General features: G+C 49.6%; 27 protein-coding genes. 17 read left to right on the forward strand and 10 right to left on the reverse strand.

Annotated features, from left to right (window positions below; all coding sequences use genetic code 11):
- Positions 1-2 precede the first annotated feature (2 nt).
- The gene (locus ACYQ1O_RS11665; RefSeq protein ID WP_459991877.1) at positions 3-947 is read left to right on the forward strand and encodes a hypothetical protein; all 945 of its coding nucleotides are present in this window, start codon (positions 3-5) and stop codon (positions 945-947) included.
- A gap of 104 nt (positions 948-1051) precedes the next feature.
- On the opposite strand, the gene ACYQ1O_RS11670 is transcribed toward ACYQ1O_RS11665, so the two are convergent.
- The 4 genes from ACYQ1O_RS11670 to ACYQ1O_RS11685 form a co-directional block, all read right to left on the reverse strand.
- Positions 1052-1996 (reverse strand): FecR family protein, encoded by a 945-nt coding sequence (locus ACYQ1O_RS11670; RefSeq protein WP_459991878.1) that lies wholly within the window; start codon positions 1994-1996, stop codon positions 1052-1054.
- Between the two features lie 165 nt (positions 1997-2161).
- Positions 2162-2671 carry an RNA polymerase sigma factor gene (locus ACYQ1O_RS11675; protein WP_459991881.1) on the reverse strand — a complete coding sequence of 170 codons (510 nt, stop codon included), beginning with the start codon at positions 2669-2671 and terminating at the stop codon, positions 2162-2164.
- 581 nt (positions 2672-3252) lie between these two features.
- The gene (locus ACYQ1O_RS11680; RefSeq protein ID WP_459991882.1) at positions 3253-4398 is read right to left on the reverse strand and encodes a PepSY-associated TM helix domain-containing protein; all 1146 of its coding nucleotides are present in this window, start codon (positions 4396-4398) and stop codon (positions 3253-3255) included.
- Between the two features lie 8 nt (positions 4399-4406).
- Positions 4407-6542: a TonB-dependent receptor gene (locus ACYQ1O_RS11685; RefSeq protein WP_459991884.1), complete on the reverse strand. Its 2136-nt coding sequence runs from the start codon at positions 6540-6542 to the stop codon at positions 4407-4409.
- Positions 6543-7054: 512 nt separating this feature from the next.
- Here ACYQ1O_RS11685 and ACYQ1O_RS11690 point away from each other — a divergent pair.
- From ACYQ1O_RS11690 to ACYQ1O_RS11705, 4 genes are all read left to right on the forward strand, one after another.
- Positions 7055-7297, forward strand: a complete 243-nt coding sequence (locus ACYQ1O_RS11690; protein WP_459991885.1) for a hypothetical protein — start codon at positions 7055-7057, stop codon at positions 7295-7297.
- Positions 7294-8070 (forward strand): energy transducer TonB, encoded by a 777-nt coding sequence (locus tag ACYQ1O_RS11695; protein WP_459991886.1) that lies wholly within the window; start codon positions 7294-7296, stop codon positions 8068-8070. The genes ACYQ1O_RS11690 and ACYQ1O_RS11695 overlap by 4 nt, the downstream gene beginning before the upstream one ends.
- Positions 8071-8325: 255 nt before the next feature.
- Positions 8326-8994: a MotA/TolQ/ExbB proton channel family protein gene (locus ACYQ1O_RS11700; protein ID WP_459992367.1), complete on the forward strand. Its 669-nt coding sequence runs from the start codon at positions 8326-8328 to the stop codon at positions 8992-8994.
- Positions 8975-9382 carry an ExbD/TolR family protein gene (locus tag ACYQ1O_RS11705; RefSeq protein ID WP_459991887.1) on the forward strand — a complete coding sequence of 136 codons (408 nt, stop codon included), beginning with the start codon at positions 8975-8977 and terminating at the stop codon, positions 9380-9382. The genes ACYQ1O_RS11700 and ACYQ1O_RS11705 overlap by 20 nt, the downstream gene beginning before the upstream one ends.
- A gap of 38 nt (positions 9383-9420) precedes the next feature.
- Here ACYQ1O_RS11705 and ACYQ1O_RS11710 read toward each other — a convergent pair whose 3' ends face one another.
- From ACYQ1O_RS11710 to ACYQ1O_RS11725, 4 genes are all read right to left on the reverse strand, one after another.
- Positions 9421-9852: a carboxymuconolactone decarboxylase family protein gene (locus ACYQ1O_RS11710; protein ID WP_459991889.1), complete on the reverse strand. Its 432-nt coding sequence runs from the start codon at positions 9850-9852 to the stop codon at positions 9421-9423.
- Positions 9853-9881: 29 nt separating this feature from the next.
- On the reverse strand, positions 9882-10379 hold the full coding sequence (locus ACYQ1O_RS11715; protein ID WP_459991890.1) for an SAM-dependent methyltransferase: 498 nt from the start codon (positions 10377-10379) through the stop codon (positions 9882-9884).
- 318 nt (positions 10380-10697) lie between these two features.
- Complete coding sequence (locus ACYQ1O_RS11720) at positions 10698-11309, reverse strand: DJ-1/PfpI family protein (RefSeq protein WP_459991893.1); 612 nt, start codon at positions 11307-11309, stop codon at positions 10698-10700.
- Between the two features lie 186 nt (positions 11310-11495).
- Complete coding sequence (locus tag ACYQ1O_RS11725) at positions 11496-11873, reverse strand: winged helix-turn-helix transcriptional regulator (RefSeq protein ID WP_459991894.1); 378 nt, start codon at positions 11871-11873, stop codon at positions 11496-11498.
- Between the two features lie 137 nt (positions 11874-12010).
- On the opposite strand from ACYQ1O_RS11725, the gene ACYQ1O_RS11730 reads away from it, so the two are divergent.
- The gene (locus tag ACYQ1O_RS11730; protein ID WP_459991895.1) at positions 12011-12772 is read left to right on the forward strand and encodes an SDR family NAD(P)-dependent oxidoreductase; all 762 of its coding nucleotides are present in this window, start codon (positions 12011-12013) and stop codon (positions 12770-12772) included.
- Positions 12773-12955: 183 nt separating this feature from the next.
- Here the strand turns inward: ACYQ1O_RS11730 and ACYQ1O_RS11735 are convergent, their stop codons facing one another.
- The gene (locus tag ACYQ1O_RS11735; RefSeq protein WP_459991896.1) at positions 12956-13201 is read right to left on the reverse strand and encodes an Ada metal-binding domain-containing protein; all 246 of its coding nucleotides are present in this window, start codon (positions 13199-13201) and stop codon (positions 12956-12958) included.
- A 535-nt stretch (positions 13202-13736) separates the two neighbouring features.
- Here ACYQ1O_RS11735 and ACYQ1O_RS11740 point away from each other — a divergent pair.
- The 11 genes from ACYQ1O_RS11740 (at position 13737) to ACYQ1O_RS11790 (ending at position 22605) form a co-directional block, all read left to right on the forward strand.
- Entirely contained in the window at positions 13737-14270 is a 534-nt protein-coding gene (locus tag ACYQ1O_RS11740) for a hypothetical protein (RefSeq protein ID WP_459991897.1), read from the forward strand.
- A 291-nt stretch (positions 14271-14561) separates the two neighbouring features.
- A complete protein-coding gene (gene nifN, locus ACYQ1O_RS11745; RefSeq protein ID WP_459991899.1) occupies positions 14562-15950 on the forward strand; it encodes a nitrogenase iron-molybdenum cofactor biosynthesis protein NifN in 1389 nt (462 codons plus the stop codon).
- The gene (gene nifX / locus ACYQ1O_RS11750; protein ID WP_459991901.1) at positions 15941-16426 is read left to right on the forward strand and encodes a nitrogen fixation protein NifX; all 486 of its coding nucleotides are present in this window, start codon (positions 15941-15943) and stop codon (positions 16424-16426) included. Before nifN ends, nifX begins: the two co-directional genes overlap by 10 nt.
- A gap of 334 nt (positions 16427-16760) precedes the next feature.
- Complete coding sequence (locus ACYQ1O_RS11755; RefSeq protein ID WP_459991902.1) at positions 16761-17234, forward strand: NifX-associated nitrogen fixation protein; 474 nt, start codon at positions 16761-16763, stop codon at positions 17232-17234.
- 11 nt (positions 17235-17245) lie between these two features.
- Positions 17246-17461, forward strand: coding sequence for a CCE_0567 family metalloprotein (locus ACYQ1O_RS11760; RefSeq protein ID WP_459991903.1), 216 nt, complete (start codon positions 17246-17248; stop codon positions 17459-17461).
- A gap of 10 nt (positions 17462-17471) precedes the next feature.
- A complete protein-coding gene (fdxB, locus tag ACYQ1O_RS11765; protein ID WP_459991904.1) occupies positions 17472-17786 on the forward strand; it encodes a ferredoxin III, nif-specific in 315 nt (104 codons plus the stop codon).
- A gap of 99 nt (positions 17787-17885) precedes the next feature.
- Positions 17886-18209, forward strand: coding sequence for a (2Fe-2S) ferredoxin domain-containing protein (locus ACYQ1O_RS11770; protein ID WP_459991905.1), 324 nt, complete (start codon positions 17886-17888; stop codon positions 18207-18209).
- A 2-nt stretch (positions 18210-18211) separates the two neighbouring features.
- A complete protein-coding gene (locus tag ACYQ1O_RS11775) occupies positions 18212-18706 on the forward strand; it encodes a hypothetical protein (protein WP_459991906.1) in 495 nt (164 codons plus the stop codon).
- Positions 18703-19077 carry a hypothetical protein gene (locus ACYQ1O_RS11780; protein ID WP_459991908.1) on the forward strand — a complete coding sequence of 125 codons (375 nt, stop codon included), beginning with the start codon at positions 18703-18705 and terminating at the stop codon, positions 19075-19077. The genes ACYQ1O_RS11775 and ACYQ1O_RS11780 overlap by 4 nt, the downstream gene beginning before the upstream one ends.
- Before the next feature lie 202 nt (positions 19078-19279).
- A complete protein-coding gene (locus ACYQ1O_RS11785; protein WP_459991909.1) occupies positions 19280-20734 on the forward strand; it encodes a DUF4062 domain-containing protein in 1455 nt (484 codons plus the stop codon).
- Entirely contained in the window at positions 20641-22605 is a 1965-nt protein-coding gene (locus ACYQ1O_RS11790; protein WP_459991911.1) for an ATP-binding protein, read from the forward strand. Before ACYQ1O_RS11785 ends, ACYQ1O_RS11790 begins: the two co-directional genes overlap by 94 nt.
- Before the next feature lie 56 nt (positions 22606-22661).
- On the opposite strand, the gene ACYQ1O_RS11795 is transcribed toward ACYQ1O_RS11790, so the two are convergent.
- A complete protein-coding gene (locus ACYQ1O_RS11795; RefSeq protein WP_459991912.1) occupies positions 22662-23960 on the reverse strand; it encodes an ATP-binding protein in 1299 nt (432 codons plus the stop codon).
- Between the last annotated feature and the right edge of the window lie 3 nt (positions 23961-23963).

Below are 23963 nucleotides of genomic sequence, written 5' to 3' on the forward strand. Positions count from 1 at the left end.
TCATGCGGTTTGTTATTGATGAAACAAGCTGGCGTTTCGATGGGCTTGACCAAAACGCCTGTATTGAAGCGTTAGAGATACTGCTGGATTTGCTTGATGATGCTAATGAGCAAGGTCATTTGGCTTGTTATTCAGAGGAGCTTTTTTCTAGGGTTGTTTGGCAAAATAAAAGCTTTTATGAGTTGTATGAACCAAATTTGCCAATTTCAATTCCTTGGGAAGTGCAAGAGCGTGTTGCAATTCTATTTGCGCGGCTTTCCAAATGGGAAGAGCTTGATTTTTCATTGCCTCCAGCCTTAGATGTGCAAATTGCTCAAGAAAATGATGAACATGCACCATCAATTGCATGGGCTTACGAACAAACAAAGCAAGACAAAACCAATGCCGTTGCTTGTCTGGTCTTTTCCAGCATTCGGTTAACAGGATTTATTGATGTCACAGTAAATGATATTACAGAAAAATTGTGGTTCATTACCGATCATAAACACTATTGTGGTTTTTTTCGTTGGCTCATAACAGATACAACCAAGAATCCCAGCGAGATGGAAGCGTTCGTGCGATCAGCTTTCCCCTCAATTGATTTCGTACCAGGAGTTTTCAACGGGATTAAGGATATGAGCAAACCATACCGAGAGATTATAAATCCTTTGACTGAACACCTTGGCACTTTATCTGATCACGGTAAACGAATTTTTTCAGCGGCATGGATTAATGCACCCGCAGAGTTTGGCTCACTTGGGATTGATCTTTCAGATGAGAATGGAAAGACCAAGAAAAATAGCACTGCAAAAAAAGAGCGATCCATCAATATTGAAGGTGAAGATATTATTTTCTGGTGGCATAGCAAACTTGAACCCGACAGAGATAGAATTCACTTTTATCCAGATAGGATAAAAGATGGTGGACGGCTACTCGTTGGAATATTTTGCCACCATCTTACAACTTGAAAAATCTCATCTATTTCCGATAAAAGTTGTCTGCAATATATTTGGCACAAACGGCTTTTGATAGTTTTTATTGTTTGATTTTTAAAGCTATCGATTGGCATAGCTTACAAGATTTTGAAATACAACAACTTAACCCCCATAGTTCTCTCCAAAGCCTCCAGCCAAGCGTCTATATGTTGAATATCAACAGCGATATTCACTTCCTTTTCGCCTAACTTATCGTCCAGCAAGCGGATTTGTCCGCGCCGATAGCGGTTGATTTCGGCGATGGCTTGTTTTAACGGTACAAAATTCATCAGCAAACGCCCGTGCCGCCAGGCTTCGGCGCTGTTTACGTCGGCTGTTTGCACGGTTCCTAAATCATCGGCATGAAAAGCAATTTGCTGGCCTGCGCTTAAGGTTGCTGTGGTGCTGGGCGCGGCAGTGCGGATTTTGCCTTGCAGCAAGGTGACGTTGCCGCCGCTGCCGTCGTAGCGGACGATGAAGCGTGTGCCTAGGGCTTCGGTGGTGGTGTGTCCGGCACTGACGCGGAACGGGCGAGTGCGGTCGTGGGCGACTTCAAATTCCGCTTCGCCGTCTAACAATTCGATGCGCCGCTCTTGGTCGCTTAGGCTGACGTTAACGGCGGTGTCGGTGTTCAGGTGGATAACGCTGCCGTCCGCCAGTTGGATGGAGGTCTGCTCGCCGATGTGGGTGCGGTAGTCAGCGAGCGGATGGCGGAGATAATCGGGGAATAGCACTGCCAGCACCAGCAATACCATCGACGCGGCAACGGCAAGCCCAAGCGTCCGGTTGCGGGTTTGACGGCGGTGTTGTTGCGAGGCGGCAAGGGCTAGCCTGCGCTGTCGGTCGGCTTGCAAAGGGCCGGACAGTTGTTGCCAAAGCTGGACGGCTTCTTGATAAGCCTGTTCATGCGCCGCGCTTTGTTGCCGCCAGTGGTCAAATTCGGCGCGGGTAGCATCGGACACGTCGCCGGAAGACAAGCGCACTTGCCAAGCGACGGCGGCTTGGCTGAGGCGTTCGCGGAATTGTTGGGGTGTTTCGGTCATTGGCGGCGTGGCGTGTGAGGAAGACTTATCACTATAACGAATCGGCGTAGCAGTCGCCACACTGTCCGTGCTTATACTTCAAACGGTCAAGTTGTCAGCTTTTGCCCATATCGGGCTAGAGCTGTAGAGACGTTGCATTGCAACGTCTCTACAAAAATTGACCGTTCACAGTATATCAAGGGATTGGCGGCAATGGTTTAAGGCGCGGGCGAGTTGTTTTTCCACCCAACTGGTGGAGATGCCCAACTGCGCGGCAATGTCGGCGTGGCTTAAGCCTTCGATGCGGCTTAAGTACAAAATGTCCGCGCACGCATCGGGCAATTCCGCTAAGGCGGCTTGGAGGTGGAACAGTTGCTCTTGGGCTTGGGTGATGCGCTCCGGTTCGGCGCGGTGGTCGGCTTCGGTTTTATCATCACCGTATTGGGCAAGCAATTCGCCATGTCGTTTTTGGCTACGCAGATAATCAATCGACAGGTTCGAAGCAACGGTGAACAACCAAGCGCGAATTTCCGTTTCGCTGCGCGGTGGCGGCGTCAACAAACGCAAGCGCAAATACACCTCTTGCAGCAAATCCGCCGTGGTGTCTTGGCAACGGATACGCTGGCTGACAAAGCGTTGGATTTGCGGACGGGTGTCTAAAAAAATCAGGTAAATATCGTCTTCGGTAAACGTCATCTGTAGAAAAGGGCAAGCGGCTAGCCAAGGTGTGGTTTTCTACAGGGCATGGATTGTGCCAATGCGGGTGAGTTGGTGTGCAGGGTACGGCTAGATTGGGGTTTGCAAAGAATGGCTAAAAATTTTGCCCTAGATACTGTTTAAAAAATATGGGAAATGCCTTAGTGGCCTGTGGCATATCCCTTGTTTTTGGTTAAACCCTGATGTTACGCACTCACTTTTTATGAGACGAAAAAATAATAATGAATCGCTATCGCGATGTTTTTTAAATCGGGTTCTCGCACCCGAAGGCGAGCTACTTTCTTTTGCGCCGCCAAAAGAAAGTAGCCAAAGAAAAGGCGGCCCGATTACCGCTCATATCTTGCGCTCCTCGCATTTGTCGGGGGACGGCAGAATGGGCTTCCTGCCCATCTGCCGCCGCGCGGCATCCATGCCGCACCCCTTCGGGCTATTCCCGACAAATACTCCGGTGCTCGACGCGGCAAACGGGAAAAAGCGCGTTACTGCGTAACGTAAGTTGAACCTTAAAACTAATCGATCCTAAGCATGTTGAAGGCATTGTTCAGCAAATCCTTAATTACCTACCCAAACTTAGCCTTACGCTTTTGCAACCACCGCATCACTCCCGTGACATACAACACACACGGCACAAAACCACTGAAAAACACCAACCAACGTCCGGTCAAACCCGCGATTTCGCCGCTGTGCAAGGGATGCAACCAAGTGATGAAGGTATCTCCAGTGCTTTGCAAGCTAGGGTCGCGGTTTGCCAACACTTTGCCGCTGTATTGGTCTACCCAAACCGTGGTTTTAGGGAAGCGCATGCTGGGTTCGCCTTGTTGGTAGAGCATGATCCGATAGGCGGCTTGGCTATCTTTGGGGGTTTCCAACCAGCGCAATTGGCTTTCTGGATACCTTTTCAAGGCGATTTGCGCGGCTTGATCCAGCGAAATTCTTGCCGCATTGGCAGACAAATCCGAGTGGTAACTGGGCATTTTATAAAGCGGTGACAGTTTATTGATGACAGGATTAAAAAAGTCCGGCAATTCCAGCAATACGCCGCTAATCACTAATATCAGCAACAAGGCAAAACTGTAAACGCCGTTGGTTTTGTGCAAATCGTAAATGAATCGGGCGGTGCTGGCATGACGTTTAAAACTCAAAGCGGTTTTGAATTTGCCGGTTTTCGGCCACCACAGGTAAATGCCCGTCAATAACGGTATCAGCAATATCCCGCCGATAATGCACATGACGGTTTTTCCGGTTGTGTCCAATAGCAGGCTGTAATGCAAATCGTACAGCCAAGTCATCAGATACTCGCCCCAAAAACGACTGCTAACCACTTCGGCGGTGTAGGGATTAACCCAAGCGATCAGCGGTGCGAAATGCAAATGCTCGGTTTCAGCAGGTTTGTAGTATCGCGCCATCAACATGGCTTGCTTATGGCGCGGTATTTCCAAACGCCACGCGCCGCCACGTTCAGGATGACGGGCGCGTAAGGCTTGGAAAATAGCTTCGTAAGATTGCGAGGCTTGCTGGCTTTGTGTGGCGCTAATCTGTAATTGCGGATTGATGAATTCGTCCAGCTCTACATAAAACACCAGCAAGCTGCCCGTCAGCCCTGCCAACACAAACACCAAGCCCAACGTCAAACCCAGATACAGATGCCAAGCCAGCCAAAATTGCCGCCAGCGGATTTTGCTAGGCAAAAGTTTTGGGAATCGCATGTGCTGATCTACAAGTCATATTTCACGTTGACCGCGCCGTAAAAGGCGATGCCGTCACCGGGTGAATGCAAGGTTTGGCTGCCGTCGTACCAAGCGTATTCCCAATAAGTATCGGTCAGGTTTTTGGTTTGGAATTGCACTTCCACTTGTTTGGTGACCTGATAACCTAAGTTGAGGTTTAACAGGGCATATTCACCAAAACCGCTTTGCGTGTTGGCTTGGTCAAGGTAGTAATTGCCCTGCCCTGTTGTCCATAACGACGCTTTAAACAACGGCGTTACGCGGTAATCGACACCGCCGGAGAAAATATAATCGGGGACATGATCGACCTTGTTGCCTGCTTTGACCCCAACAGCGCCTGGTGTTTTGATAATGGCTTCTTGCAAGGAATATGCAGCCCAGACTTCAAACGGCAAATCAGGCGTGTAGCGGACTTCGACATCCACACCTTGGCGATCTGTAGCGCCAACATTAATGGAATCGTTATTAGGATTATTCAAATCACGCCCCCATTCACTGGTTGCTGATTGTTGCCAATAGGCGATACGGCTGTTCAGCCACGGCGTTGGCTCGAGTTTGAAGCCAATTTCCCAACCGTCATTGATTGATGGTGCCAAACTGTTGACGCGTGGTGGCACTAAATACGAACCTGCTCCGACGGCGACTTGGAATGTCCGTCCCCAGTTGCCGTACAAGCTATAACCTTCGATAGGTGTAAGCACCGCACCAATTTTCGGTTGCCAAATGGTACCGTAATCGTTGATGGTGGCGTTGATGGCGGGAGTTGTTCCGATTGCACGCTGATAGAAGCTTCCATCCACTTGATCGGCGCGAAATCCTGGGGTAATACGTAGCCATTTGTAAGGTTGTATTTTGGCCTGCATATAACCACCCAATACCTGAAAATCGAAAACTTGATCACGGGTTTGCTCGGTTCTAACGCGATTTAATGTTCTGTAACGCGGACTTTTGTTGTCCTGTTGTTGGATGTCAAAACCGCCTTCCAAAGAAAAGTCATCCAACCAAGCGATTTTAGGGCGGTAGGTCATCGAGGTAATGCCGCCATATTGGACTTCTTCCACCTGCCGCTCTTGCTGGGAAGCGCCCGCACTGAATTTCACAAAACGCTCGTCATCAAAGGTATTGACGTAACTTTTAGTGGACCAGAACAAATCATCGCTCAATGCCACATCAAAATGCCCGCTGACTTGTCCGATTTGCCGATGTCCGCCATCAGTGGCGTTATAGGCATTGGTCATGGTCGGATTGGCACGGGAATCGGCAAAGGTCAGATAACCCGCTTCTTGTGCGTTACTTTCATTCCAGCGCGCACTCAGGCCGACCCGAAACTTTTCACTCTCTGGGGTATAAAACCATTTGCCGGAAAAGCTTTTTTTATCGGAATCGGAATGGTCACGATAACCTTCGGAACTGCGGTAACCCACCGAATAATTTTGCGAAAAACCGTTTTTTTCATAGCCCGCACCGGCTTGTACATCGTGGCTGTCAAAACTGCCATAACTGCTGCGCAGCTTTGCATAATTGCCGCCCGTTTGCGTGAGGATATTGGCGCTGCCGGCAATGGCATGCAAGCCATAACGTGGGTCATTGGTGCCGCGCACCACTTCAATGGAATCGATGTCCAACGGGAACAACGTATCAATAAACGGCATATTGCCGTCGTTGGTGTTGCTGGGGATGCCATCAATCAGCAACTTGACCGCATTGATATTGCCTTCGCCATTGAAACCACGGAACGACAGCTTTCCTGAAGTCGTACCTTGATTGAATTGGGTGATTTGTACACCGGGCATACGGTGGAACAACTCATAACTGTTTTGGACGTTTTGGTCTTCGATTTTGTCGGCGTACATCACATCAACGGAAGTGAGGATGTCTTTGCTTGCCAAGGCACTGAATTTGTTGTCACCCGTCACCGTAACGGCTCCTAATTCAAACACCGAATTGTCTGCCGCTTTGGCTTTTGATTTCTGTTTTTCCTCTTCAGTTTTTTCTTCAACCTTGTCTTTAGCGTAAATTGTGGTTGGCAAAACAGACATCGCCAAACCCGAAAGTATTAATGCACTGACGGCATTAAGATGAGGGTTACTACGCGGTTGTTTTTCCTGACTGCATTTTTTCATAAGCTCTCCAAGTGTCGTTATTATTAGTAGTCAAAATGGGTTTAATTGTGATTTTTCATTTCCCATTTTTTGACAGCTACCAACCATAGCAATACTTAGGCCAACTTAATTAACAAATAAAATCAGTGTATTAGCTAATTCCTTAAACGTTTTAATGTGGCATTTCACTTATTTACTAGGGGATTTAACACAGCTTAATTGACAGGATGACGGCAAAAACCACCCAGCCCAACCCGAATGCAAAAGGCCATTCGCCTGGTGATAGCCAGCAACTCGCCGGAATGTCGGTTCAATGGATAACAACGGTTTGCCAAGACGTATGAAATCCAGCAAACCACACCTGCCCTCGATTTTTTCTAGCCGAAAGCATCCAACGGGAGTGAAAAACATGTTTTTCACTCCAAAAGACCAAGCACACCATAAATTTTTTTAAAACATGGTGTGGTTTTTCAAAGTTCAAACGTCTTACTCCAAGAAGGTAAAAAACAATAACCCCAATACCGGATTGATCTGTGGATAAGCTCGGACATCACCTCATAATTGCGCCTAAACGGCGTCCGCCGAAATCTGGGGATGACAGCAACCCGGGGAAATTTCCGTCAGCCCGATATTTTCAAATTCATTTTCAACATATCGAAGCCCAGCTTGAGCAAACCAACCGCAGCCTTGAAGCCTTGCAACAACAAATCTCGATTTTGCAATGCCGACTTGCCCAAGTCGGTAGTGATTTTGAACAGCCCAACACCGAACAATGAATGTCTTTTTTGTTAAAGCCACCGCTGACGAACCCTTGAACTTACCATTTTATCAGATGGCAATGGCACCCAATTGGCAACGGCCTTTAGCGGTTGCTTTTGTTGCGGTATTAACCGCCTTGCTGCATGGCTTGCTGTTGGTTTGGTATTTAAACCGCCCTGCCCCGCCGGTGGTCACCGAAGCCATGCCGTTACCGATGATTGATATTGCCTTAGCAGCTCCTGCCAGTGCTCCTGCCAAACCCGTAACACCGCCAGAGCCACCTAAGCCCGTCATCAAACCCGCTGAGAAGAAAGCCAAGGCTAAACCAGTGGTTAAGCCAAAGGCCAAAAGCGAAATCAAAAAGAAAATCGTCAAACCGGAAACCAAACAAAAAGAAACGTCGCCACCTGCTGCACCTGCGCTTAGCCAATCTGCCCAGATTTCGCCAGCACCGCCCTCACCTGCCGCACCGACCGAAAACAAAACGCAAAGCACGCCCGTGGCTAAAGATGTTCCCGCCCACGCCAATGCCGCTTATCTCAATAACCCCAAGCCCAATTATCCTAGGATGGCAAGGCAACGGCATTGGGAAGGCCGCGTGGTGTTGCGGGTTTTTGTCACGGCAGACGGGCATTGTGGCGATTTATCGGTTCAGCGCAGTAGTGGTCATGAGGCTTTGGATGACGCGGCGATGGATGCAGTCAGGCAATGGCGGTTTGTGCCTGGCAAACATGGCGATAGCGCTGTTGCAAGTTGGGTAAATGTGCCGATTGAGTTTTCTTTGGAGTAATTGGGTGATGTTACAAAAGTAGGTGCGAATTTATTCGCATAGTGCGGATAAATCCGCACCTACATCATTCATCTCTACCAGATTGAATAGGATGTGCCGACGACAGGAGGCGCATCAATCGCGTAAAAACTCGACAGATGCGCTTCGTTCCTTTTATGCCCTTTGGGGACAGCACATCCTATGACTGATGCTTTATTCGCTAAGCGCAACCATCAACAAATACCAATAATAAAATGTAAGGAGAACACTTTGGATATGTCAGAAACCGGTATCGTTAACGGTACGCTTTGTTTATTGGGCTGTTTTTCGCTGTTGACGTGGAGTGTCATTTTGCTGAAAGCGGGGGAATTGGTTTGGAATGCGTTCCGAAACCATCGTTTTATCAAGCAATTTCGGGAACACGCCGCCGATGGTAACGTCGATTTGCAGTTAAATTCGCAAGCGACACGAGTTTATCAGGCAGGTTTGAATACCTTGAACCGTTTGCCGGAACAGCAAATATTGCCAGTTGACCAATATAAAGCCTGGCATGAGTTGTTGGAACGCACCATGCGCCAGCAATTGCAAAAGGAAAAAGCCAAAATGGAATCGGGTTTAGGTTGGCTAGCGAGTTTCGGCAGCACGTCGCCGTTTGTCGGCCTGTTCGGTACGGTCTGGGGCATTATGCACGCGCTGAAAGACATCGGCACGAAAGGCTCGGCGAGTTTGGACGTTGTTGCCGGCCCCATCGGCGAAGCCTTGATTGCCACGGGTTTGGGTATTGCGGTGGCGATTCCGGCGGTGTTGGCCTATAACTTTTTCCTGCGCCAAAACCGCGCAACCTTAGCGACGCTGGAACATTTTGCCAGCGATTTCCTGCACAACACCATGCAAAGCCATTTGCTCCAACACACGGTAAACGACTATGTCCATGAACGTATCTAATGACGAAGACGGTGAGTTGAGCGAGATCAACGTCACGCCTTTGGTGGACGTTATGCTGGTGTTGCTGGTGGTGTTCATCGTCACCGCGCCGTTGTTGACGCAAGTGGTGCGCGTCAAATTGCCGAAAACCGAACAAACCGAACCTGCGCCCGACCAACACGTCTCCATTTTAAGTGTGGCTGCCGATGGTCAAGCCTTGTTGGACGACAAGCCCGTGGCATTGGAAGCGTTGGAAGCGGAACTGAAAGCCCTGCAAGCCAAAGACCCTGAGATCAGCCTGCAACTGCAAGCCGACCGCACCGCCGTATTTGAGGCAGTGGCAAAAGTCATGGCGAGCGCCCAGCGTTCTGGCATTGGTAAATTGTCGTTTGTGACGGTGCAACAATAGCGTTTTTTGTAATATCCCTTCCGCCGCAGATTGATGAATTAGACCCTCATACTCACGGCAATACGGTTAAGGGCGTTCATATTGGCAATGCCAATAGTCAGGTCGGATATTTGTGCGTCCGTAAAAAATGCTTTTAACGCGTTAAACACCGCATCACTACCGCCATCGACAGTGATGGCGGTCAACGCTTCCGCCCAAGCCAGTGCGGCGCGTTCTGCATCAGAATAACAAGCCGCCACTTTCCAACCTGCCAGCATGTCAATGCGGGCATCGGTTTCGCCCGCTTCCCGCAAGGCTTTGGCATGCAGGCTTAGGCAATACGCGCAACCATTGATTTGTGACACCCGCAGGTAAACCAATTCCAGCAAGGTTATTTCTAAACCTGATTTTTCAACGGCACTTTTGCATTCGCGTAAGGCGGTTATTGCGGGCAATGACAAGTCAAAATATTTTAAACGGATGTTTTTCATAGAGATTCCTGATAGCGGGAAGAAACGGATTAGCTTGTGCCACTTTGTTGACCGGCATTGCCTGACCAATAATCCTGCATCAACTCTTGCGCCCACTTAGCTTGGCTGAACTGTTGGCGGGGCAGAAATTCTGTCATCACAGGCTTTAGGTCGATCACGGGCGTGCCGTCGATGGCATCCAATTCCGCCACGGTTAGCCGCCTGCCTGAAACTGAGATGATCCGGCAGATGGTGCTACCCAGCCGATTAGGCCGCGACTTTGCCCGTTGGGCAAAAATGCCGACAACAGGCCAATCGGGATTGTTTCTAGGATGACGGGCTGCGGTGATGATTTTCTCTTCGGCAACTTGGTGAAACAAAAACAGCACTTCAACATGCGAAAAATCGGTAAGGCCAAGGAGTGCTTCTTCTGGAAAAACGTCAGTCAATTCAATCACGGCAGTCGCACCGCCCCAGAAATCATCCTCTTCTGCAACTCTTGATCCGGCAACATAGGCGACCGGAATGATGGTGTATTGTGTGGTCATGGGCAAATTTCCGTCGGGTTAAGGCAAGGGTTATCCTGTTTAATTTCTGCTATTAACTGCTTGTGCAAAAGCAATTAAATAATGGCGATGGTTGTAGTTTTTGATCTGGAGTCCAAAACATGTTTTGGATTCCTAATTAGCGTTACGCCTTAACCTGTTTTCTTCCCGTTTACCTCGCCGATTATTTGTTTTTGTATCATAGAAAACGCTTAAGGAATCGCTGAATAAAGCCTTCGACAAGCTCAGACCGAAAGGTAACCCATTGATTCCGTTTGTGCTGAGCTTAAGGCGTGCGATCTACACCTAGCTTGGCTAGCGTTAAACATCATTCCGCGTCAAATACGGAGAAATATTTGCCATTGCAAGCTCGACGTATTTGTCTTTTTCACCCACAGGTGCAACATAGTGCAGTGCCGAACGGGCGGCCTCTTCGCCTTCAGCACGGGCAATGATCCAAGCCGCAAGGTACGGCGAAGCAAAACATCCCCCAGCGGTGGCAACATTGCCCCATGCGTAGAAAGCTTGGTTCAAAACCTCAACGCCAGCTTCTTGAACCCACGGCTTGGTTGTCAGGTCGGTGCAAGCCGGTACAGCGCCCAATATCCCAAGCTTGGCAAGAACCAGTGTCCCTGAACATTGTGCGCCTATAAGCTGACGCTGAGGATCCAAGCGCAATGCCGACATTAAAAGCGGATCTTCCACAATTTCCCGTGTTTTGCTGCCACTGCCGATAATCACCGCATCCGCTGAAGCCGCGTCCGCCAAGGTCGATTGGGCATGAATGACAACACCATTCATTGAGGTGACAGTCGGTTCCGGGCAGCAAAGCGTTACTCGCCACGATGGTTTTTTAATCCGATTGAGCAAACCGAAGGCAATCAGGGAATCAAGTTCATTAAAGCCTTGAAAAGTCAGGATGGTGATATGCATAGGAAAATAGCTCGTTTTTATACGGGGTTGATTTACAAGAGTATGGCATGCAAGATAATCTCGCTCTTACCAACATTCGCCACTGAAAGCGATGCTATCAAACGTGAGAGGCGGTTATCAGTTAAAAGTTTCCTGCCAAACCTTGCCTTTAAATTGACACAGCTTGACCTCAGCAACTGGACACGACTAATCGCCGTCCACCTCCGCTTCCAATTCCCGCTGCAACGTAAGAATGGCATCCAGCAGCGGCAGCAAGCGTTCGCCATAGCGGGTCAGGTGATATTCCACCCTTGGCGGTACTTCGGCAAATACGACCCGCTCCAAAATCCCTAAAGCAATCATGCGGCGAAAATAATAACTTTGCACTTTTGGGGTTAAACCTACCAAGGCACGTTCGATTGCGGTTGGTCGGTTAATACCCTCACGGATAAGCGCCAGGATACGCAACGACCATTTACAGCCGAATATGGCTTCTATGGTTTCCGCGACATTCAGAACCGTTTTTGCCTTAAATTCGACATTTTCTCTGGTCTTAGAAGCCGCTAATTTTGCCGTTTCTTTCATAAAAGATAGTCACCTTTCAAATTTGTACATTATTTTCAATTACTTAAATAACCCGTAAAGTGCTTACCAACGGTAGCTTAACCCAAGATGCCGTGTATGCCTTCATTGGCTTTATATTTACTTTACGGGAGAAAACAATGAGTTTGCAAAACAAAGTGGTAGTGATTACCGGAGCGGGCAGTGGCATGGGCAAAGATGCGGCGATCGGTTTTTTTGCGGCTGGCGCAACAGTGGTGCTTAATGGCAGACGCGAACAGCCTTTAGCTGAGTTGGCGAAACATCTCGACCCCAGCGGCGAACGGGTGGCTTGGCTGGCTGGCGATATAGGCCAAATGGCGATAAGCCAACAAGTTATTGCTTTAGCCATGCAACGGTTTGGACAGGTTGATGTACTGGTTAACAATGCTGGTATTTTCCGCACTTTGCCATTTTTAGAACATACCGAAGCCGATTTTGATGGCTATTTTCATGTCCTAAAAGGCTATTTTTTTATCTCCCAAGCCGCGGTTCAGGCGATGCGCAAAGGTGGGCGCGGCGGAGCCATTATTAATGTCGGCTCTATGTGGTCAGAACATGCCATCGCCGCGACCCCATGCAGCGCCGCCGCCACTGCCAAAGGCGGGGTACATGCCCTAACCCGCAGTTTGGCGATTGAATTTGCCGCCGATAGCATCCGCGTCAATGCCATAGCCCCTGCTGTGGTTGAAACACCGCTGTTTGATCCTTTGCTGACCCCAGAACAATTAGCAAGATTTAATTGTTTCCATCCACTAGGGCGTAACGGTCAAGTCCACGATACCACCGCCGCCTTTCTGTTTTTGGCTGATAACGACAAATCTGGTTGGATAACAGGTGCGGTATTGCCTTTAGATGGCGGCGTTACTGCTGGGCGGCATTGAAAGGTTTCTTAGCCATACCAATTCCGGCATCCGATACATTGCTTCGGGAATTTCTGCTATTAGCGGAGCTTTGAGCCTGTTGGCAAAACCCCGCATACACCGCCAGCCGAGCCACGAACCGCCAATAATTGTTGCCGGATTTGTGCTATAGATTGCTCTTTTTGTGTGTCACTCAATAGCAATTCACAGGACGCTATCTGTTGACTTATTGCCAGCAAAGTTGCGCTTTGCTTTGCGAAAATCCCGCCTGGCGTAAGTCGGCGAGACTAGGTTCTGTTTCGGCTGTGCCCAGCAAGGACGGCAATATACACCTGTGGTTTTAACCGAATAGTAAAACCTGCCATCGGCAGTTATATCGCGGGCCAGTCCGGCTTGCCAACGGGGATCGTCCTTAGTCGGCAAGATAATTGTGGTAGCAGGGTTTGACATATTCAATCCTAAGTAATCATGAATGCCATCAATTTACGCCCATCTAAAAACCAAGCACTCTCGGTCTTGCTTTCAAATTGGAGGCAACATGGAGGCGCATACTTCAACTTCGCTCAACCACTATCTGCAAGCATTGGGAAAAGGACACATGAACTTTGCCTTAGCGCCCCAGTCACAGGAACAGTATTTTTTAAGAGGCTTATACCCATGCCTTTTCCATTGGCACTATCGATGTGTTGGTAGTAAAGCTACACATAAGGCGCACCGGAACAACAACTTACACCAATAGTTTGGAGAGATGAGATAAAAAAAACGCGTCTTTTCAATGGCAGCCGTCCGGAACGACAGGGTCGTTCATTGATTAATATTTTCGTACAATGGACAACTATTATTTAAATCTTAGCCTCTACGTAAAAATACTCTTAAATTTGCTGTAAATAGAGTATCCAGCAAGCTTTTTTTGTGATATTTTTCACTAAACTTTTGTGAGAATACTCACATTTTTCTTGGTTAACTGAGAGGTGACGTAAAATTTATGGAACGCCGAAGGGTAAAAATTTTTAATGGTATGGAATTTGATGTGCCAAGGCACATCGTTAGGATAGATATTATTGGCCCCAAAACCACGCACGGTTGGCAAGTCCGTTACGGCAAGCCGTGGAAATTTTTTTCTGACCGTTCATCAAATGGTACGGGGGCTCAACAGGCGTTAAACAACGCTATAACCGAACTTAACCACCGTATTGACACCTTGCCGGCACCGACGGGCATACGCCAGCAAATCTCCACCAACAAATCCTCGAACTTGCCTTCAGGCATTTCGGGTCCGTTCCAGCGCCTACGCAAAGGCCGCAACACGCCTAGCCATTATCTGCAAGTCACTTTGCCGATACACGGCGGCAAATCCAAAAATACCCAAGTGTATATTGGCTCGGACAACACACTGACCGAAGAACGTATACAGCAAGCGGTTTTAAAATCGGTTGAGTTGCGTAAAGAATATATCGCAAAATTCCAAGAATCCGCGACGGAATTAAAACGCGAAAAAATGCGTTCAACACTGATCTGATCCTATCTCACTGGCGTAAAAACTTGCTTTTTTACGCCAGTCCAAATACCGCACTTTCGATAGAGTTTTGCTTTCATCTCGAAGGCACGCCCTTGCCTGCCCGCTTTTAATCAATCCCAACAACCCGCAAACCCACACAGGCAATGGGCTTTTGTCAGGTTTACTACATTTTTTATTTCCATAAGTTCTTTTAATTCAATAGCATAATTTTTGGCATCATGTTTGCTTTAGTGACAATAAGCCCTGTTTAGCAGGAATTGTTGACTCACGCCCACGCCGCTAGGTGGCAACATGACCGAAATCCTCAAACGCAATAAAGCCTTATCGGTAAACCCGCTTAAAGCCAGCCAACCCACAGGTGGCACGTTGGCGACGCTAGGCTTCAACCGCGCCATGCCCATGTTGCACGGCTCGCAAGGCTGCACAGCGTTTGCCAAAGTATTCTTCGTCCGCCATTTCCGCGAACCGATTCCACTGCAAAGTACCGCGATGGATCAGGCTAGTTCGGTGTTGGGTGCGGATGAAAATGTCCGCGAAGGCATCCGCGTGATTGCCGAAAAATCCCGCCCTGCCTTGATTACCATTTTGACCACCGGACTCGCCGAAACCCAAGGCGCGGACGTGCACCGCAATGTGCGTGAATTTCGCGAAGCCAATCCCGAATATGCTGATGTTGCCGTCGTTGCTGTCAACACGCCGGATTTTACCGGCAGTGTCGAAACGGGTTATGCCGCGACTTTGACCGAAATCATCCGCGCCTTAGTGCCTGATGCCAAAGAAGCGGGAACGTTTCCGGGTAAACGCAAACGGCAAGTGAATGTCTTGGTCAGCTACATGCTCACCCCCGGCGATTTGGAAGCTTTGCGGGATTTGTTTGAACAATTCCAACTACGCCCCGTGTTCGTACCAGATTTGTCGGATTCGTTAGACGGATGTCTGACCGATGACGATTTCAGCCCTGTCACCATCGGCGGTACGCTCATTTCCGAAATGGCGACTTTGGGTGATTCCTTAGCCACCGTGGTTATCGGCTCTTCGCTACAAAAACCCGCCGAATTGCTGGAGCAAAAAACGGGCGTAAAAACCTTTTCCCTCGACCATCTTTACGGCTTAAAAGCCAATGATGAGCTGATTTGCGCCTTGTCGGAAATCAGCGGCAACGATGTACCCGAACGCATCGAACGCCAGCGTCGGCAATTGCAAGATGCCATGCTCGACACTCATTTTATGCTCGGACAGTTGCGTGTCGCCATCGCTGCGGATGCTGATTTGCTCGCTGCCTTTGTTGATCTGTTACAAGAAATGGGCGCAGACATCGTCGCGGCAGTCACTTCCTGCAACACACCATCACTCGCCAATATCCCCGTCGCCAGCATCAAAATCGGCGATTTGGAAGATATGGAAATCATCGGCAAGGCTAACAAAGCGCAATTGGTGATCGGCAATTCCCACGCCGTCGATACCGCCGAACGCTTGGGTACGCCGATTTTACGGGCGGGTTTTCCTTTGTACGACATCATCGGCGGCTACCAAAAAACCTGGATTGGTTATCGCGGTACACGCCAAACGCTGTTCGATTTGGCGAATCTGGTCATCAATTATTCGCACGAAGAAATCCCCGTTTACCATTCGATTTACGGGCAAAAACCCGCTAACGAGCAGACCAAATCATGTCATTGACCCGCCGCCTAAACCTCGTACCCGATTCCGATGAGGAAAAATTTATGCAAACCGCCTTAAAAATCGCCTTTGCCACCACCGATATGGAAACCGTCAACCAGCATTTTGGCTCGGCAAAATCCTTCGCGGTCTATGCCGTTGATATGGAAGAAGCGCACATGCTGGAAGCTGCTGAATTTGGCGTGCTGAACCAAGACGGTAATGAAGACAAATTATCGGTGAAGATGGATTTGCTCGACGGCTGCGCGGCGGTGTATTGCCAAGCCGTAGGCGGATCGGCGATTAACCAATTGATTGCGCGTGGTATTCAGCCCGTGAAAGTGCATGAAGGCAGCAAAATTAAGGATTTGATCTTCGATTTGCAGAATGAGATGAAAGCCGGGCCATCCAGTTGGCTGGCGAAGGCGATTAACCAAAACAAAGGCTCTGATCCTGACCGTTTTAACAAAATGGCGGATGAGGGTTGGGATGAGTAAATCCATAGTTCCCACGCTCTGCGTGGGAATTCATCCCGAAACGCTCTAGCGTTGAGCGACGCGGAGCGTCACGGGCGGCATTCCCACGCAGAGCGTGGGAACGATAAGGTTAAGAAATATAAGATGTGCCGACGTAAGGAGGCGCATCGGTCGGGTTACGCGAGTGATGCGCTTCGTACCTCAGCACATCCTATAGATTCGTATAGTTCCCACGCTCTGCGTGGGAATTCATCTTGCAACGCTCCGGCGTTGCGTGACGCGGAGCGTCACAGGCGGCATTCCCACGCAGAGCGTGGGAACGATAACAAATTAAAAAATCTAAACGGAGAAACCCATGACCACAGCCACCCTAGTCGTACCTGAAAACGATGCCAATTTATCAACCGACATCGTTAAAGATTACATCAAACAATTACGCGCCATCGACACTTACGACACCTACGCAGGTTGGTCGGAAGCGAAAATCATCGACCCCGTGGTGTTAACGAAAGAGCGTAAACAGAAAATCCCCGTGGTCGGTGATCCTGATGAAATCACCATCGCCCGCCTGAAAGCCTATTACAACTCGGTCGCCACCTTATTGGAGAAAAAAACCGGATTAATGGCGGCACCGATTGTGCATTTAAGCCACGAAGGTTTCGGACGCGCCTTAATCATGGTCGGCAGATTGGTGGTAGTCGATAAAATCTTGCGCGACACCCACCGTTTTGGCTTTGCCAGCTTGGAAGATTTGGTCGAAAAAACCGATAAAGTCATCGAAAAAGCCGTGGGCTTGATTGAAAAATATAACGCTGCTGCAACAGACTGAGGACTGCCGTGATGACCGAAGAAGACATCAGACTATTGGAAAAAGAAGTCAAAAAAACCAAACGCTTAGCGAGTGAGCAAGCGATGGAGTTGCATGACTTGATCGAAGATCGCTTGCCGGATGCTTACGGCGAATTGCTCGGTATTGCCAACGCGACTTACGTTGCTTGCAAAAACTGGGACGAGGCCAACAAAAAACTGCAAGCCGCACAAGCGGCAGCCGCTTAAGGAGCGTGTCATGGCTGATTTTGTCACAGGCGTTACCTTCGGCGGCTCGGAATGGACGCCCGCTTATGTCACCGACATCAACGCGAAAACCTGTATAGGCTGCGGACGCTGCTTTAAGGTCTGTCCGCGCGATGTGTTTGATTTGGTAGAAAAATCGTCGGTTCTGGAAGACGACAATTTTGAAGATGAATACGCCGATTTTGAGGATGATGACGAGAACATGGTCATGACCATCAAAAATGCTTTGGATTGCATTGGTTGTGAAGCCTGCTCGAAAGTCTGCCCAAAAGACTGCTTCACCCACGAGCATAAAGTCGCTGCGTAAATTGTAGGATGGGCTGACGTAAGGAAGCCCATCAATATCCGTGATTTTAAAGATGGGCTTCCCTTCGTTCAGCCCATCCTACATTTAAAGGAATTCACCATGCCCAGACCCGAAAAACACGTTTTTGTCTGCACCCAAAACCGTCCGCAAGGCCATCCGCGTGGTTCCTGCGCCAGTTCGGGTTGTGCCGAAGTCATGAATGAATTCATGAACGAAATCCAAGCCCGTAACTTGTTTGAAACCATCGCCCTAACCAATACCGGTTGCATGGGGCCGTGCAATATGGGACCGACGGTGTTGGTTTACCCAGAAGGCGTGATGTACGGCAGCCTGAAAAAAGAGGATGTCAAAACCATCATTGAACAGCATTTGATTGGCGGCACGCCGGTTGCTGATTTGCAGATGCCTGCCGAGGTTTGGTAGTCGTGACCGTCAGTTCGCTTGAAGAACGGGTGCTGTTTAGCCCCAACATCCCTGATGCCGTCAACCAACTGCTACAAGCGGCGGTTGCCGCCAGCCATGCCGATCCGGTGCGGGCGGAAACTCTGTTTTTGCAAGCGCAAGCTTTGGATTCTCAATGTCTGCAAGCTTATTTCGCCTTGTACAAATTCTATTTCCACTACAAACGCTTTGCCGATGCCGAAAACGTGGTGTTGGCAGGGCTGGCAGAAGCCGCGCAACAAGGCGGTTTCCCGAATAACCCTCAGCAATTGGCAGCAACGCCCAACGCTTGGGATTTATACGCCAGCGAAACGACTTTGTTTTATCTGTACACCTTGAAAGCCTTGGCGTTTATCAAACTCCGTCAAGGTAACGAGATAGACGCGCACCACGTTTTGGCGAATCTAAAAACGCTAGACCTGAAAGATTTGTCCGGCGCATCGGTGATTATGGATTTGGCGGCAGGAGTCGCGGCATGAGCCGTTTAGCCGAACAAATCGACGCCAAGCGCGACGTGGGTTCAGCCGTTTGCCAACGTTTGCGTGCAGAAATCGACAAATTGGGTTTTGCACAGGGCGAAATTACCCATTACCCGCACTATGACCAAGCGCAATACGCGTTAATCAAAGACCCCTACACCGGCGAAGAAAACTTGGCTTGCTATTGGTTTAACGACAGCCGCAACCAACGCTTAGGTCGTTTGCAGTTTAACAGCGACGGCAGTTTTTACGCCGAATACGACGTAGTCAAACCCCACCCCACCAAAAAACAATGGTTTGTTGAAGGTGTCAGCGCCTGGGGTAAAGCCAATGCCATGAAGGCCGAAGCCAAGTTACTGCCGCAGTTGTAAATGCTAGACCTTTAGGGGTTTTAAAAACCAGAAAGGCTCATTGTAAGTAACTGTTCAAAATTTTTTACTAATGACCCTATAGGAATACAAAACATGTTTTGTATTCCTATTAAACCCAATCCACACCCGACTCTAACCCGAAAGCCGCTAACCGCATAATCATTGTAAAATAGCCAAACATCCAAAATTCAAAAGGTTGGCAATGATGAGTAAGGCGATTAAGACAGCAATGATTAGCAGCACGGCGTTGGATTTGCCGGAACACCGACAACAAGCTATTGATGCTTGTTTACGCCAAGGTGTTTTTCCCAAAGCGATGGAACATCTACCTGCCCGTGATGCCGACGCGATACGGGTATCACTGGAAATGGTTGATGCCGCTGACATTTACATCGGCATTTATGCGTGGCGCTACGGGCATGTTCCCGACGGTTACGACATTTCCGTCACTGAAATGGAATTCGACCATGCGGTAAATCGCGGCATACCGATACTGGTGTTTCTCATCCACAAAGACCATGCCTTAACCATCGACATGGTGCAAGTTAGCGACGAAGCCAAAGAAAAACTCGCCGCCCTCAAAGACAAAGCCAGCAAAGGCCGAGGCCGCGCCGAGTTCAAATCACCCGAAGATTTACGCGCCCAAATCGTCCATGCCCTTGGCGAAGAACTCAAACGCCAACAATCCGAATCCGGCGAAACCCCAGCTCCACAATTCCACCCCACCAGCCACATCCCCCAAGCCCCCGAAACCTACACCGCCCACCCTTACACCTTACTGCAAAGCAAAAACGTGGTTGGGCGGCAAGCCGAACTCAATTTGCTCACCGATTGGGTGACCCGCAACCAGCAAGTGCCAGCCGATGTGCGTCTGTTTAATGTTGTCGCCATCGGCGGCATGGGCAAAAGCGCGTTGACGTGGAAATGGTTTAACGACATCGCCCCGCTGGAACTGCCCAATCTGGCAGGTCGCTTGTGGTGGAGCTTTTACGAAAGCGATGCCCATTACGAAAACTTCATCATCCGCGCCTTGGCTTACACGGCTGGCTTATCAGAACAAGATAGCCGTAGCTTGCCGCCGCCGGAACGCGAAGAACGCTTGTTCCGTTGCTTGGATGAACAACCGTTTTTGCTGGTGCTGGATGGCTTGGAGCGCATCCTGCTCGCCTATTCACGCATGGATGCGGCTTATTTGGATGATGACAGCTTGGACGAAGGATTAACCGTTCGTCCTGAGCTTGCCCCACAGGGACTTCCTTTGGTCGTCGAAGGGCGAACGGTTAATCCGTCCATGCCCTTCGGCTGCGCTCAGGAGAGCGTTCGACAAGCTCACCACGAACGGATTAACCTTAACATCAAACACCGTCTGCGCCGCTGTGCTGATCCTCGAGCCGGACGCTTCCTACGTCGCCTCGCCCAAATCCGAGCTAGCCGTATTTTAATTTCCACTCGTTTATATCCAGCGGATTTAGAAACTCAAATCCAAACCGAAATAGCTAAGTATATAAATGGATGCTATGAGATGCCTTTAAAAGGCCTGAAAGATGACGACGCACTCAACCTATGGCAGGAATTCGGTGTCAGTATGAATTGCTGCCTGTGTTCAACGCCTTCGGCAATTACCCATTATTACTACGCGCCTTGGCGGGTGAAATAGCCGATTACCGCCCCGCGCCGGGCGATTTTAGCCGCTGGCGTAAGGCCAATCCTAAATTCGACCCAACGCGTTTGGATTTGAAAAACACCAAAACCCATGTGCTGCAATACGCCTTGCAAGGTTTGGGCGAGGTGCAAAAACGGGTGCTGCATACCTTGGCGGCGTTTCGGATGCCTGCGGGTTGGGAGACGTTAGAGGCATTATTCAACAATGCCCAAGCAAGCGTAAACCATCAAACTAGCGGCGCAGCCACCTTAAACCCTCTCCCCCAGGGAGAGGGCAGGGTGAGGGAATCAAAACCAACACCCGTCCTTGAAAATACTGACGACGAAATTCAAGAACAAACGCTAAAGAATGAAGCCAGTTTAAATCACCCTCACCCCAACCCTCTCCCACGGGGAGAGGGAGCTAAAGCGCCAGAAGATAAAGCAGAAAGCCTCGACCAAATCCTCACCGAACTGGAAGACCGTGGCCTAGTCGGTTGGGACAGACGCGCCAACCGCTACGACCTGCACCCCATCGTGCGCGGCGTGGTGTGGGCGGCACTGGCAGACAACGCCCGCCAAGAAGTTTTCAGCCAATTGCACGACTATTTTGATGCAGCGCCTAGACCTCCTCATTACTCAGAAGTTGAAAGTTTGGAAGACCTGACCCCAGCCATTGAGCTATACCACATACTTGTTAGCTTGGGGCGTTATAACGATGCCTTTTGGGTGTTTCACGATCATCTTAGTGATGCCACGCTCTACCGTTTAAATGCCAGCCGAAAACGAGTTGAGTGGCTAGAACGCTTGTTTCCCAATGGTTTGGAGGTTTTGCCGAGTTTAAAAAATGCCCTGAATTGTTCTGCTGCGCTAAATCCTCTGGCTTTGGCTTATAAGATCAGTGGTGAGCCAAAACGCGCCGTGCCGTTCTATCGCCGTAGTGTGGTCATTCATGAAGCTGAACAATATGAGATCAATGCCGCAGTCGTCCGTTGTAACCTATCGGATGCGCTACGGCAATCAGGGCAACTTCTGGGTGCCGAAGCATCTGTTACGCATGCATTAGGAGTAAGCAGGAGAAATTTGACAGTCAACAGAAAAAATGAATACCGTTATGCAGAAGGTATGGCTGAAAACCTTCGGGGCTTGGCTCTTGCCTCACGAGGACAAGCTACCTCTGCCGAAGTCGTGCTGCGCCGTGCCTTGGTGATCTGGCTGGACGACCAAGATCAACAAGGTGAAGGTGTGGTCAACACATTTCTCGCCCAACATCAACTTTGGCAAAACCAACACACTTTCGCAATGCAACTAGCTTGTCACGCTTGGAAATTGGCTAAAGTCTATCGACTCGAAAACGACTTTATCCGCGCCGCCCGTCTACAAGGCCAAGCCGCATTAGGCTTAAACGATCTAGCCACCGCCGAAGAACGCCTACACCACGCCCTCAACCGCGCCCGTGCCGTCAACCTCGTCGAAGAAGAACTCCCCGCCCTGACCGCATTAGCCGAACTGCACCGCCGCCGCGAAGACTACGCCACAGCCCGCGATTTATTGGATCAAGTCTGGGATGCCGCCGAACACGGCCCGTATCCGCTGCTGCACGCCGATGCCCGCAACGTCCTCGCGCAAATCGAACGCGACCAAAGCAACACACCAGCCGCAATTGCCGCCGCCACCCGCGCCTACCAACTCGCTTGGTGTGACGGCCCGCCTTACGCCTACCACTTCGGCCTAAGCAACGCCCGCCGCCATCTGCAAGAGCTAGGCGCACCCGAACCCGACCTGCCGCCGTTTGATGAATCGAAATATGAACCGATGCCGGAGGTGGAACTGAATCCGCGTGATGAATTTTATGTGGATTTGGATAAATTGGGGGCTGGTCTGTAGGCTTGTTTGTTCAGGTCGGCAATGCTTTTCTGCCGACCGTTTTTATCGCTAAAGGGTTATGAAAGATCGCCTCTAAAACTCACCCGCACTTCCAAACCGCCACCCTCGCGCGGCAAGAAATCTATCTTAGCCTGATGCGCTTCGATAATATTATCGACAATCGCCAAACCTAAACCATAACCCACCGAACCCCGTGCGGTATCGGCGCGGGCGAAGGGGCGGCGCAGCTTTTCAATGTCACTTTCTGACATGCCTTCGCCTCGGTCTAATACGCTTAAATGCAATTGTCCGTTGTCATGGCGGGTGGCGATGGTGATGTCTTTATTGGCGTATTTGATGGCATTGTCCAATAGGTTTTTCAGTAAACGTTCGATACCAAACGGGCGTATTTCCGCTTCCGCTTCTTCGCATAAATCCAAGCTAATGTGATAGCCGTTGGTTTTATAGCTGGCGGCGCACAGCCTTGCCAAATCATTCAAGTCGGCGATTTGGCAGGGTTCGTCGGCACTGTCTCTGGCAAAATCCAAACATTGCCGTAATCCGCCTTCAATTTCGGCAAGATTGGCGACGATGCGATTTTTTAAGTCTTTATCAAAATCTCCACCAATCATTTCCAACGCCAGTTGGATACGGGTGATGGGGGTGCGTAAATCGTGGGAAATACCCGCCAACATTAAGGTGCGGTCGGCTTCCATTTGTTTTAAATCAGCGTTCATATGATTTAGGGCATGGATAAAAGTGACAATTTCTTTCGGGCCTTCTTCCTTAATCGCTTCGGTACGCTCGCCTTTACCGATTCGGCTGACGGCAGCCGCCAAACGTTGCAAAGGCCGATTTAAGCTGCGATGGATGATGAATCCGCCCAAAAACGCCAACATTACCATCAATAGCAATAAGCCTAGCCAATGGTCGTCAATGTCGGTGCTGAACGGCGTGGCGGAGAATTTCACCCAATAAGCTTGTTGGTCGATAAAGATTTGTACCCAGATGGCCTGATCGGGTGCAGCTTGGTAACGGATTTGTTCATGCGGATGCAGTTTGTTGGCAAAGGCTTCGATAAATTTGCGGATAACAAACGGCGGCTCCGGCGCAGACGGGTCTAAGATGGGCGGCTGTTCTTGCAAATGCACACCAAAATCGTGTCCGGCTTGGCTGAGATATTGCCCGCGCTTTTCAGGCGGCAACAAGACCATCGCCACCCGCACGGTATGCAAATGCCCATCCGCTAATTCCACCATCACTTGCAAACGCGGACGTTGCACCAGAAACACAAACAACACAGCGGTAATCAATTGTCCGGTAATGATTAAGCCCGCAATCAGCAAAGTGCTGCGGGTCAGCAATGACTGGGGCATAAG

The organism is Methylosoma difficile (assembly GCF_054657615.1).

Bases quoted from the DNA above. Each gene is read 5' to 3' on its own strand.
- ACYQ1O_RS11700 (WP_459992367.1), top strand. From the start codon at position 8,326: ATGTCAGAAACCGGTATCGTTAACGGTACGCTTTGTTTATTGGGCTGT.
- ACYQ1O_RS11675 (WP_459991881.1), bottom strand. From the start codon at position 2,671: ATGACGTTTACCGAAGACGATATTTACCTGATTTTTTTAGACACCCGT.
- ACYQ1O_RS11735 (WP_459991896.1), bottom strand. From the start codon at position 13,201: ATGTCAAACCCTGCTACCACAATTATCTTGCCGACTAAGGACGATCCC.
- ACYQ1O_RS11760 (WP_459991903.1), top strand. From the start codon at position 17,246: ATGACCGAAGAAGACATCAGACTATTGGAAAAAGAAGTCAAAAAAACC.
- ACYQ1O_RS11725 (WP_459991894.1), bottom strand. From the start codon at position 11,873: ATGAAAGAAACGGCAAAATTAGCGGCTTCTAAGACCAGAGAAAATGTC.
- ACYQ1O_RS11705 (WP_459991887.1), top strand. From the start codon at position 8,975: ATGTCCATGAACGTATCTAATGACGAAGACGGTGAGTTGAGCGAGATC.
- ACYQ1O_RS11720 (WP_459991893.1), bottom strand. From the start codon at position 11,309: ATGCATATCACCATCCTGACTTTTCAAGGCTTTAATGAACTTGATTCC.
- ACYQ1O_RS11670 (WP_459991878.1), bottom strand. From the start codon at position 1,996: ATGACCGAAACACCCCAACAATTCCGCGAACGCCTCAGCCAAGCCGCC.
- nifX (WP_459991901.1), top strand. From the start codon at position 15,941: ATGTCATTGACCCGCCGCCTAAACCTCGTACCCGATTCCGATGAGGAA.
- ACYQ1O_RS11710 (WP_459991889.1), bottom strand. From the start codon at position 9,852: ATGAAAAACATCCGTTTAAAATATTTTGACTTGTCATTGCCCGCAATA.
- ACYQ1O_RS11695 (WP_459991886.1), top strand. From the start codon at position 7,294: ATGAATGTCTTTTTTGTTAAAGCCACCGCTGACGAACCCTTGAACTTA.
- ACYQ1O_RS11680 (WP_459991882.1), bottom strand. From the start codon at position 4,398: ATGCGATTCCCAAAACTTTTGCCTAGCAAAATCCGCTGGCGGCAATTT.
- ACYQ1O_RS11730 (WP_459991895.1), top strand. From the start codon at position 12,011: ATGAGTTTGCAAAACAAAGTGGTAGTGATTACCGGAGCGGGCAGTGGC.
- ACYQ1O_RS11755 (WP_459991902.1), top strand. From the start codon at position 16,761: ATGACCACAGCCACCCTAGTCGTACCTGAAAACGATGCCAATTTATCA.
- ACYQ1O_RS11770 (WP_459991905.1), top strand. From the start codon at position 17,886: ATGCCCAGACCCGAAAAACACGTTTTTGTCTGCACCCAAAACCGTCCG.
- ACYQ1O_RS11785 (WP_459991909.1), top strand. From the start codon at position 19,280: ATGATGAGTAAGGCGATTAAGACAGCAATGATTAGCAGCACGGCGTTG.
- ACYQ1O_RS11795 (WP_459991912.1), bottom strand. From the start codon at position 23,960: ATGCCCCAGTCATTGCTGACCCGCAGCACTTTGCTGATTGCGGGCTTA.
- fdxB (WP_459991904.1), top strand. From the start codon at position 17,472: ATGGCTGATTTTGTCACAGGCGTTACCTTCGGCGGCTCGGAATGGACG.
- ACYQ1O_RS11715 (WP_459991890.1), bottom strand. From the start codon at position 10,379: ATGACCACACAATACACCATCATTCCGGTCGCCTATGTTGCCGGATCA.
- ACYQ1O_RS11790 (WP_459991911.1), top strand. From the start codon at position 20,641: ATGGCAGGAATTCGGTGTCAGTATGAATTGCTGCCTGTGTTCAACGCC.
- nifN (WP_459991899.1), top strand. From the start codon at position 14,562: ATGACCGAAATCCTCAAACGCAATAAAGCCTTATCGGTAAACCCGCTT.
- ACYQ1O_RS11740 (WP_459991897.1), top strand. From the start codon at position 13,737: ATGGAACGCCGAAGGGTAAAAATTTTTAATGGTATGGAATTTGATGTG.
- ACYQ1O_RS11665 (WP_459991877.1), top strand. From the start codon at position 3: ATGCGGTTTGTTATTGATGAAACAAGCTGGCGTTTCGATGGGCTTGAC.
- ACYQ1O_RS11685 (WP_459991884.1), bottom strand. From the start codon at position 6,542: ATGAAAAAATGCAGTCAGGAAAAACAACCGCGTAGTAACCCTCATCTT.
- ACYQ1O_RS11780 (WP_459991908.1), top strand. From the start codon at position 18,703: ATGAGCCGTTTAGCCGAACAAATCGACGCCAAGCGCGACGTGGGTTCA.